Source organism: Bradyrhizobium sp. Mp19, from assembly GCF_029952935.1.
Taxonomy (GTDB): domain Bacteria; phylum Pseudomonadota; class Alphaproteobacteria; order Rhizobiales; family Xanthobacteraceae; genus Bradyrhizobium; species Bradyrhizobium elkanii.
The window spans coordinates 1-8,846 of sequence record NZ_JASAUT010000121.1 but is presented as its reverse complement, the minus strand read 5'-3'; the positions used below and the strand labels follow the sequence as shown (position 1 = coordinate 8,846).

At 59.3% G+C, this 8,846-nt stretch carries 7 protein-coding genes and 1 riboswitch; of the genes, 6 read left to right on the top strand and 1 reads right to left on the bottom strand.

Going from position 1 to position 8,846, the window contains the following annotated elements:
* Positions 1-238: 238 nt before the first annotated feature.
* Complete coding sequence (locus tag QJT82_RS44595) at positions 239-487, bottom strand: hypothetical protein (RefSeq protein ID WP_016847924.1); 249 nt, start codon at positions 485-487, stop codon at positions 239-241.
* Between the two features lie 701 nt (positions 488-1,188).
* Here QJT82_RS44595 and QJT82_RS44590 point away from each other — a divergent pair.
* The 6 genes from QJT82_RS44590 to QJT82_RS44565 all read left to right on the top strand — a co-directional run bounded on the left by QJT82_RS44590 (position 1,189) and on the right by QJT82_RS44565 (position 8,166).
* Positions 1,189-2,121: a hypothetical protein gene (locus QJT82_RS44590; protein ID WP_026192318.1), complete on the top strand. Its 933-nt coding sequence runs from the start codon at positions 1,189-1,191 to the stop codon at positions 2,119-2,121.
* A 401-nt stretch (positions 2,122-2,522) separates the two neighbouring features.
* Positions 2,523-2,739, top strand: a riboswitch (cobalamin riboswitch).
* Between the two features lie 210 nt (positions 2,740-2,949).
* Positions 2,950-4,779, top strand: a complete 1,830-nt coding sequence (locus QJT82_RS44585; protein WP_225161267.1) for a ribonucleoside-diphosphate reductase subunit alpha — start codon at positions 2,950-2,952, stop codon at positions 4,777-4,779.
* Positions 4,770-4,928, top strand: a complete 159-nt coding sequence (locus QJT82_RS44580) for a hypothetical protein (protein WP_244436105.1) — start codon at positions 4,770-4,772, stop codon at positions 4,926-4,928. Before QJT82_RS44585 ends, QJT82_RS44580 begins: the two co-directional genes overlap by 10 nt.
* Entirely contained in the window at positions 4,929-5,843 is a 915-nt protein-coding gene (locus QJT82_RS44575; protein WP_244436106.1) for a ribonucleotide-diphosphate reductase subunit beta, read from the top strand. It abuts the gene before it with no gap.
* A gap of 96 nt (positions 5,844-5,939) precedes the next feature.
* A complete protein-coding gene (locus tag QJT82_RS44570; protein ID WP_155258801.1) occupies positions 5,940-6,110 on the top strand; it encodes a hypothetical protein in 171 nt (56 codons plus the stop codon).
* A gap of 1,300 nt (positions 6,111-7,410) precedes the next feature.
* The gene (locus QJT82_RS44565) at positions 7,411-8,166 is read left to right on the top strand and encodes a hypothetical protein (RefSeq protein WP_233475198.1); all 756 of its coding nucleotides are present in this window, start codon (positions 7,411-7,413) and stop codon (positions 8,164-8,166) included.
* Positions 8,167-8,846: the final 680 nt, after the last annotated feature.

Sequence of the window (8,846 nt, the reverse complement as noted above, 5' to 3'; positions counted from 1 at the left end):
TCTGGACCAAGAAAAAGGTCCGTCAACGCCGTTTCAAAGGCCGCCGTATCACTCAGCTCTGATTCCGGGTACTAGTTAGTTAGATTCGTCCGCTTCATGCGGTCCCGTCAGTTTCTGCTCAAAGCTCCTTGGATTGACCGCGCATGTCTGCTTATTGCCGGTTGAGGCCCGTGTTACTCCTCACAGCGGGAACGTCTCTCATCCTTAAACGTCGAATTTCATCCGTATGACGAGTCTTTTAGAGCAGTTCAAAGGTTCGCATCAAAAAAAATCGCAAGCTGCGATGTAGGATGCCGCTACCTCCTAGCTCGGACAGCTGTTGCTCGAAGCCTGTGGCGTCGTTGCGATACGCGACGGCTTTGCCGTCTCTGAATGCATCAAAGCTGATCGGATTCAAGATCAGTAGTCGGCTTTGCGCCTTGTGCGCGTCGGATACGTAAAGCACCCGCCCATCGTAGTACCATTGAAAATTATAGAGCTTGATCAAGCGGTCGAGAAATTCTCGCGGTGGGAGTTCCGGTAGCCGCCCGCGAATCCGCCCCTTCACCCCAGTACTTACATTGACCCGGATATTCCGATTGTGACCGAATTCCTGTAGTGCGGTCGCGAGGTCCTGATCCAGAACATGTAACTGTAAGGCGTCGATGGCAGCGTCAGCGGCGCGCCGAGCGTCCTGGCGACGTCAGGCAGGTGAAAACAGGAACACATAGCACTTTCTTCAAGATGCAGCCTCCGAGATCGGATGAGTATACCTGCTATTTTCACGACAGGATCGACACCAAAATTCGTCCCAAGTTGGAGGCCGATGCTTCTTCCTAAATGGAAACCTGCCGCGGTCATCGGGTAACGAACGCTCGTCAGCTTTCGGTCAGCTCGCTTCTCTAAGGTGCTGGCCGATTCGCGCTCACGAATGCTGCCAATCTTATCACGCGACAGAAACGGTTCTTCTCATGTTGCCTGCCGTTGCCTCGACCCGCTCTCAACTCGGCCGAATGTATCTCCAGCGGCTGTTCATCGGTGCGGGACCAGTTTCATGAAAATCTTACGCAGGCGGATGCTCTTGTCCGCTTGCCGCTTCTGCTGTCGCATCGGCGGGTGTAAGACCGACCTGTATACCAAAGTGCGGGCGAGTACGAAGGCACTGTCGTCGACTCGCTTGCAAATGAGATGGGAGGAACTGTGTTGCGGATGGATTTTTCGCGTATTAATCGGTCTAAAGCTATATTCCATAATATTTATGCTTCTGATGATCCGAGGGCATATTTCTCGATCCTCGGAGACCTAGATTATATGATTCCGGACGTGGCTGAGCCGGTTGTGCGCCAAATCCTGGCAGCGAAAGCTTCGGCAACCGGCCTTAAGCCCGTCGTGCTCGACGTTGGATGTTCATACGGCATCAACGCAGCAGTGCATCGCTTTCCGCTGACCTTCGGGGGCTTGCGTCACCGCTACGCCCGGCGTGAGATGAGGGCGATCAGTTCTGAAACACTGGTGAGTCTCGATCGCAATTTTTATGCAGCCTGGCCTGATGTCGGGTTGGCGCGCTTTATCGGCCTCGACGTGTCGGTACAGGCGATCAGCTATGCAAAGAGTGTTGGCCTCTTGGAGCAGGGCATCGTCGCTGACCTTGAAAAGGAGGCGCTATCGACGGATAGCGCGCGCATTCTCCGCTCCGTGGATGTTATCATGTCAACCGGATGCATCGGCTACGTTACCGAGAAGACGTTCAGCGAGATTCTCGATGCGACAGAGAAGCAACCATGGATCATCTCCTTTGTGCTACGAATGTTCCCATTTGAATCGTTGGCCGAAGCGTTTGCAAAGCGTGGTCTTGTGACAGAACGTCTTACCGGCGCGACGTTTATCCAGCGTCGCTTTCGCGATGCTGAAGAGTTTGAAAGTTGTTTGGCCAGCTTGGCGGCCCTTGGCGTGGATGCGACCGGCCTCGAATCAGAAGGGCTGTTGCATGCGGATCTGATCTTGTCTCGCCCAGAGGCGGATGCGCGGGCCACGCCTCTGGAAGACGTTGTCACCGTCGCCAGCGGCAGGGGACGGCCGATTGGACCCCGTTACGTTCATGTTGAAAGCAACGAGGGCTTGCACGTTGCGCTGGAGCCCTGACAGTTAAGGACCACTGTGCAGCGCGCGAGTCTCTTCGGCGCTGGATCAAGACGTCGAAAAACAAGGCCATTCTGGTCGAAGGCGCGCCAGGGCCAATGTTGTTCGCCGACGATGGATAACGATTCGTCCAGATGCCATTTGTCGCGGCGAGCGCTGCGATTCAGATCGGAGAGCGCCTTGCCGAATTCCCTCTCTGCTGACGCGCGGTTTCATAGATCGCATCAATGCGACACGTGGGTCAGAATTTCCTCGACTATGCGCAAGCTTAACGGAAACTGAAAGGCAGCCCAAGGCATCTCTGCAGCAAGAAGTGACAGCGGCGATAGAGTGGTCCGGGCGGTCGGTATGTTTTTGCCTTCTAAATCTTGATCTCTCCAATTGACGAATCCCGGCGCGTAGACCTATCTATAGTCAGTCACGGTCTTCCGTTCCCCACATCTTGTAGGGTGGAAGCTAAGAGGGAACCCGGTGCGCCAAAACGGCAACTCCGGGGCTGCCCCCGCAACTGTAAGCGGCGAGCGGTTGTCATCATGGTCACTGGCGCGACACAGCGCCGGGAAGGCCGATGGCCGCAGTGACCCGCGAGCCAGGAGACCTGCCGCGACCGAATGAAAGTCCTCGGGCGGGGTGTCCCGGTGGGTCGCTTGCAGCCGGGGACATTTGCCCGGATTCCTCGCAAGTCGTCCGCGCCGGCCCGCGCCCAACATCGCGGGGTTGCCGATGTCGCCGTCTTACAATTTCGATCAGCAGGGTCATCTCATTGAGCCGCCGCATGTGCAGCCGCGCCCAGCGCAGGCAAGGCCTACCCCGCCTGAGTCGGGTCTTGTCTTGCCATCGCCGGCTCCGCTGCCGCGCCCCCTTGCTCCATCGCCAAGGCGGGCCGATCTCAAGCTCGATCGGACGCGCGACGACCTGTTGACGCCGTTCGGCAAGCTGACGGTGACCGACCGTTACCTGCTCGCCGGCGAATTGCTCCAGGACATGTTCGCGCGGGTGTCTTGCGCCTTCGCGGATGATGTTGCGCATGCCCAACGTCTCTATGATGCGATGTCTCGGCTGTGGTTCATGCCGGCCACACCGGTGCTGTCCAACGGCGGCACCACGCGCGGTCTGCCGATCTCATGCTTCCTTAACTCGGTGTCGGACTCGCTCGAAGGCATCGTCGGCACCTGGAACGAGAATGTCTGGCTTGCCTCTAACGGCGGCGGCATCGGCACCTACTGGGGCAACGTTCGCTCGATCGGCGAGAAGGTGAAGGGCGGCGTTACCTCGGGTATCATCCCGTTCATCCACGTCATGGACGGCCTGACATTGGCGATCAGCCAGGGCTCGTTGCGGCGCGGCTCTGCGGCGGTCTATCTCGATATCCACCATCCCGAGATCGAGGAGTTCCTCGAGATTCGCAAGGCGTCCGGCGACTTCAACCGCAAGAGTCTCAACCTGCACCACGGGATCAACGTTACCGACGCGTTCATGCGTGCCGTGGGCGCCGGCACCGCGTTCGCTCTGCGCAGCCCGAGGACCAACGATGTCATCCGCGAGATCGACGCCCGCCAACTGTGGCAACGCATCCTGGAGAACCGGCTGCAGACCGGCGAGCCTTACTTGTTGTTTATTGACACCGTGAACCGGTCGCTCCCCAAGCACCAGCGCGAGCTCGGCCTCAAGGTCTCTACCTCCAACCTGTGCAGCGAAATTACCCTGCCGACCGGCATCGATCATCGCGGCGAGGAGCGCACCGCGGTGTGCTGCCTGTCGTCGCTCAACCTCGAGACCTGGGATCAGTGGAATGAGAAGCCAGGCTTCATCGAGGACGTCATGCGCTTCCTCGACAACGTGCTGACCCACTTCATCACGGTGGCGCCGGACGGCATGAAGCGTGCCCGCTACGCCGCCTTGCGTGAGCGCTCCGTCGGCCTCGGCGTCATGGGCTTCCATTCGTTCCTGCAGGCCAAGGGCATTCCGATGGAAAGTGTCGTGGCCAAGTCGTTCAATCTGAACATGTTCCGGAAAATCCGTCGCGATGCCGACGCGGCATCCGTGACGCTCGCGCGCGAGCGTGGGCCGTGCCCGGATGCACTGGAACGCGGTGTGATGGCGCGCTTCAGCCATAAGATCGCGATCGCGCCAACCGCCTCGATCAGCATCATCTGCGGCGGGACTAGCGCTTGCGTCGAGCCGATCCCGGCCAACATCTACACCCATAAGACCTTGTCCGGTGCCATCTCGGTGCGTAATCCGCATCTCGCCAAGCTGCTGGCCGCCAAGGGCGCAGATACTTCGGCGACCTGGCAGTCGATCATCGCGCACGAGGGTTCAGTCGCCCATCTCGACACCCTGTCGGAACACGAAAAAGCGGTCTTTCGCACCGCCTTCGAAATCGACCAGCGCTGGATCGTCGAGCTTGCCGCCGACCGCGCCGCGTTCATTTGCCAGAGCCAGTCGATTAACCTCTATCTGCCGGCCGACGTCGATAAGTGGGACCTTCACATGCTGCATTGGACGGCATGGAAGCGCGGGGTGAAGAGCCTCTACTACTGCCGTTCAAAATCGATCTCGCGCGCGGCGTTCGCCGGCAACATCGCTGACGGCGACAACGCGGCGCCGCCGCAGCCGCAGCGGCACACTGACTATGAGGAGTGCCTCGCATGTCAGTGATCGATCTCTCATCCGTCGATCCGCGCACACTGATCGGCAAACGGTGCGTCGGCCTCCTCGACTCGACCGGCAGCTATGACGTCGATCGCTACGCCTGGGCTTACGAGTTCTGGAAGCGCCAGCAGCAGACCCATTGGATGGGCGAGTAGGTGCCGCTTGGTGCCGACCTCAAGGATTGGGCATCGGACCGCGTTACCGACAGTGAGCGCGCGCTGCTCACTCAGATCTTCCGTTTCTTCACCCAATCGGACATCGAAGTCGGCGATAACTATCTTAAGCGCTACATCCCGATCTTCCAGCCGCTCACCGTCCAGATGATGATGGCGGCCTTCACTAATATGGAGACGGTCCACATCGACGCCTATGCGCTGCTGCTCAAAACGCTCGGCATGCCCAAGACCGAGTTCGAGGCATTTCGCGGCTATTCCGAGATGCGTGCCAAGGCGGACTACATGCACGAGTTCGGCGTCGACACAGTAGCCGATGTCGCCAGGACCTTGGCGATGTTCGGCGCCTTCACCGAAGGCATGGCGTTGTTCGCGAGCTTCGCGATGCTGCTCAATTTCCCCCGCCACAACAAGATGAACGGCATGGGACAGATCGTAAGCTGGTCGGTTCGCGACGAGAGCCTGCATTGTGAGGGCATTATCAAGCTGTTTCACGAATGGAACCGAGAAACCGGCGCGGTGACGCGCTCCGTCCGTGACGATATCGTCGACGTCGCCAAAACCATGGTGAAGCTGGAGGAGAATTTCGTCGACCTCGCCTTCGGCCTCGGCAAGATCGAGGGCATGAGGCCTGAGCAGATCCACACTTACGTCCGCTATGTCGCCGACTGGCGACTGACCCAGTTGCGGATTGCCCCGGTCTTCGGCTTCTTCGAAGCCAAGGAGGGCGGGTTCACCCAGCTCAAGGCGCATCCGCTGCCTTGGCTCGTCGAGATTCTCAATGGCGTCGAGCACGCTAATTTCTTCGAGCAGCGCGCCACCGAGTACTCCAAGGCGGCGAGCCGCGGCAGCTGGGACGGCGAAGACGGGGTGTGGGCAGCTTTCGGCCGGACGTAGCCAGACGGAACGGCGCTTTGGAGCGCCCCCGCATTTTCGGACGTTTGCGAAAGTCGGCTCTGCCGCTGCTTGCGGGGCCGCAGCGGACCTTGATCTATGCCGCTCGAAATCATGGTCGCGGGCCTTTGGGATGGACGTGCCAAAGTGGAGGTGTTGAGCACACCTAAGGTGTCCGCCAGTATCGGAGTTCATCAAAAACGCTCCGGCTGGGATGAGCAGAGGCAGCGCGGTATCGGGCAACCGATCGAAGAAAACTGCGCCCGTTGATGTGCCGATGCGCAAATGAACTCAATCCCGGTTTCACGAGGCGCGCGACGTAACCGATGTCCACGCGGTTTGCGCTAAGGCCGCCTGCAATGCGGCTTAAGAAGAATTGGTTGCACGCTAGCCGTCCTTTTGGGAAGGGCGGACGGAAACTGTTTTACGCACCTTAGCCAAAGGGACGCGGAAAAACCTGACTTGAATGCTGCGGGCCGGCGGCTGTGTACGTGACAATCACGCGTGATGGTCAAGGTGGCCGACTCCGCGGCGTCGGTTCATATAAAGTGCAGGGCGGAGAAGGCAAAAGTGAGAAGAGGGCGCACTGGTGATCGTTTGTCTCTCGCCGTGCATCTATCTTGACGTGACCAGGTCTCTGCACTGATCGATTGGGCCTTAAAGTGGGAGCTTGGCAATTTTTCGCCGGCCGGGGGCCGTCACCGACTGCCGTTGCCGTCCGCAATTTCAATCTGTCGGCGCCAGAGACATGGCCCTGCCGAGGCGCGAGCCATGGTTGCTAGTGGGGAGGCCGATCTTCCCCAGAGTCCGCAGGCCGATCTTCAGCCGGCTTCGGGCCAAGGGATCGAGTCCAGCGATGGCGTGAGACGAATGAAGCCCTCTGCTCTGCGTTCGGCTGTGTGGGCACCCCGAGAAGAGTGAAAACCTTTGTGGCGGTCCTTGCTCGGTCTCACTCCGCTGCACTCCAGCATATCGATCTGAGCGCCTGTGGCTGTTTGGCCAATGAAAACCCAGTAATCCTTGGCGAGACGTCCGTCCAACATATGGAACTCGGACAGTTCTGGTGGTGCGGCTTCGGAAGGACCTGGCTGAGACGGTCCGGCTGCAAGGGTCGAGCGTGGGGTCCGGCCTGCAATGGCCCTGCAAGCGATAGCCCGGCATGCGACGGCTAGGCATGCCACGGTCCAGCGAAGGGCCGGCATCCTCATCCTGGCATATCAGATCCTGATCGACACCAGGATGAGCCTCGACCGCCTGCTGGAGAGATACTGCAGGGGACGCGCCGCGTCAGGACAGCATCGTGCGCAAGTCTGCGCCAAGCAGAGATGAATTGAAAATGCGAAGCAGCTTGTGGCGAAGGTCAATGCCTTCTCCATTGGCTCATTGCGAATCCTCTTGACGCTCGTCAGCTTCTCGAAAGCTAACTCTCTTAGCATGAGAGAGCGGATGTCTAGAGGGCGATGCCGCCTATCCATCTTAATGGAGATGCACATCGAACACCCGATGCTCTGCCGGCGGCTCGGAGGGTGCACTCCACACGAGCCTTCGAAACAGTTCTCTGGAGGTCGCAATGCAAATGGCCTTCGTCGAACTATGGCTCGAGCCAAACTTTCAAAGGAGGAGCAGGATGGATTTCAACTCAATCAGCCCAACGAACACAAGCCCGCAGCCCGATTCACCATCAGCGCCCGCGGGTCCAGCGGGCTTTGAGCACCAGCTGCGCGAGGTCGAAGATAGTGCTCTGCCACCTGCTGCGGGATCTCCCGTGCAGCAGGGCAAAGCCTACTCGCCATATCTGGACGCCCGGCATCCCTATTCGCAATATTTGGAGTCGGGGCATCCCTATTCATCACTGTTGGATCGGGAGGATGATCTATATGCGCCGGCTGCGCCCTCCCCCGGGCCATTGGTGGCCGCCAGAGAAAGCTCTCCACAGCCAGGCTCGCAGCAGCCGATCGCTCAAGCCATCGCGGAACTCCCAGAGTTTGATCCTGATCTAATTTGGCAGAATGTGGAAGCCGGGTCATCGCAGGCTGGACCGTCTCAGGCCGGACCTTCGCAAGCCGGGCCATCCTCGTCCGCCGGGGCTGCGCTGTCGGAGCTCACAAATTTCATTCCCGAGGACGAGCGTTTCATAGCCGACCACTGGGTCTTCTGTCCCCATACGGCCTCGGATGCCCAGATCAACATACTAAGGAGGGCCGGCCTCTTGCCTAGCAATAACTCCCGGACCACAAGTTTCACCATGCTGGGTATGCCCCACACAGCCGAATTTCGACAAGAGGGGTTCGTTCGTATCAAACCGTCGATGGACGCGGGCCTCTGATCTGGACAATTACACGGCGAGCGCCCACTGGGTAAGCATTCCATAGCAGCCCGCGGAGCGCGGACATAGTCCGCCGCCAGCAGACCTTCGCGACGTCGCCAACGGCAGGAGCACCTGGCAACGTCCTTTCTGGCAGGCTGTCGACTATCTTGGCCATCTTGGCCTCCCGCCAAGATGAATATACTAAATCATTAGTTACGCGTCCTTTCAGAAAATTGGTCAGGCATTGGCGGCTCAGCGAAATACCAAGAGTCCACACGGCCTGGCATGCGCGCCACTGAGCCGCTGCTGAAAGCCGATCGCGTCCGTAGGCGGTTCTGGTGAGTCGGGCTCTCGGCTCGTATTCATGCCTGCGGCTCCGACGCAGTTGGTTCGGAAGCTCGTGTCGACCTTTAAGCCCTCGAGCCCCCGTCAAAACTGGCGCTTACCAACTTCCGCTCGCGCCTAGCGTGGCTGGTTGCCCACGTCCGTTGCGGTCGGGAGCAGGCGCCGCCGTCCAGACATCCGCACGCTCATGCTGGGCGCATTAGCGTTCGAAAAGCTGACGATCGGACGGATTTGAGCCAATACAGATCGGATCGACTTCGGCTGAAGGTGTTTTCGCTATAGCGCGACGATCTGGGTCGGAAGAGCGCGGCGATCAGGATGGCGAGTCAGTGTCGCGGCGCGATGATGATCGC

Bases quoted from the DNA above. Each gene is read 5' to 3' on its own strand.
- QJT82_RS44590 (WP_026192318.1), top strand. From the start codon at position 1,189: ATGGATTTTTCGCGTATTAATCGGTCTAAAGCTATATTCCATAATATT.
- QJT82_RS44580 (WP_244436105.1), top strand. From the start codon at position 4,770: ATGTCAGTGATCGATCTCTCATCCGTCGATCCGCGCACACTGATCGGC.
- QJT82_RS44570 (WP_155258801.1), top strand. From the start codon at position 5,940: ATGCCGCTCGAAATCATGGTCGCGGGCCTTTGGGATGGACGTGCCAAA.
- QJT82_RS44565 (WP_233475198.1), top strand. From the start codon at position 7,411: ATGCAAATGGCCTTCGTCGAACTATGGCTCGAGCCAAACTTTCAAAGG.